At 71.6% G+C, this 1,186-nt stretch carries 1 protein-coding gene; it reads right to left on the bottom strand.

Annotated elements, in window-relative coordinates; genetic code table 11:
• A partial coding sequence (locus E4099_RS32190; protein WP_135342613.1) for a DUF3662 domain-containing protein occupies positions 1 to 524 on the bottom strand: 524 nt, incomplete at its 3' end.
• Between the last annotated feature and the right edge of the window lie 662 nt (positions 525 to 1,186).

The following is a 1,186-nucleotide window of genomic DNA, read 5'->3' on the forward strand; positions in this document are numbered from 1 at the left end:
GCGCCGGGCGGCGGGGCGCTCGGCATCGGCGGCGGGCTACCCGGCTGGGCCGGGTAGGCCGACGGGCCGGGTTGCCCCGCGGGCCGCTGCGCGGGCGGCTGCGGGAATCCCTGCTGCGGCTGCTGCCCCTGCTGCGGGTTCTGCGACTCGCTGGCGGCCAGGGTGCGGCTGCGCACCCGGTACAGCCCGGTGTCGAGGTCCTCGGCCTTCTGCAGGTGCACCTTGATGGCGCCCATGAAGGTGTAGCGCTGCTGTTTGGCGTAGTCGCGGACCATGCCGGACAGCTCGTCGCCGAGCTGTCCGGAGTACGGGCTGAGCCGCTCGTAGTCCGGGGTGCTCAGCTCCACGATGAAGTCGTTGGGGACGACCGTCCGGTCGCGGTTCCAGATGGTGGCGTTGTTGTCGCATTCACGCTGCAGCGCGCCAGCGATCTCCACCGGCTGTACCTCGGACTTGAACACCTTGGCGAAGGTGCCGTTCACGAGACCTTCGAGTCGCTGCTCGAAGCGCTTGAGTACTCCCACGGGGCACCTCCTTCCTCAGTCGTCCTCAGTGTCGTCCTGATACTGCTTACTGATCGTATCCACGCGTCGGGAAATCGGGTGGTTCCCCTTCCTGGCCCTGTGGAGCAGTGTGACCTCTCACAGGCGATCGTAGAGGCGCCGTCCAAACAGTGTCCCGCAACCGGCGAGGTCTTCGAACGGCTGGGGCGCAGAACGGGCCGGACCACGTCGCGGGAGGGCGCGGGCCGGGGCCCGCGGGCGGTACGCCAGTGGTTCGCGGGGCGGACCAGGGGGGTGGGACGGGAGCGTATCGGTTGCCGGGTCGAGGACCGACCGCACGGGGGCTCGGGCGCGGTCCGGCCCGGTTCGGTTCAGTTCTTTTCGGTCCGGTTCGGTCCGTGGAGCCGGGGTGGCTTCGGTGGGAGCGGTCCGGTCTGTGGAACCGGCGTGTGGTGCGGCCCTGGGGCGGGTCATAGGTCACCGGGACAGGCCGGGGTGTGGGCTCGGGTGGAGGGTCGTGCTCGGGGGATCCGGGCGGCCGCCGCTGTGTAAGGGGTAAGGGGAGACGGGTCACGGGGCGTCCAGGGGCCGGAACCGGGTCGGGCGGCCTGGGCGCGTACGGAGCGGGACGGGGCCGAGGGGGCTCGGGGCGGGCTTCGCGCGGGGGGGGGGGAGGCGTTGGG

It is taken from the genome of Streptomyces palmae (assembly GCF_004684805.1).
Taxonomy (GTDB): Bacteria; Actinomycetota; Actinomycetes; order Streptomycetales; family Streptomycetaceae; genus Streptomyces; species Streptomyces palmae.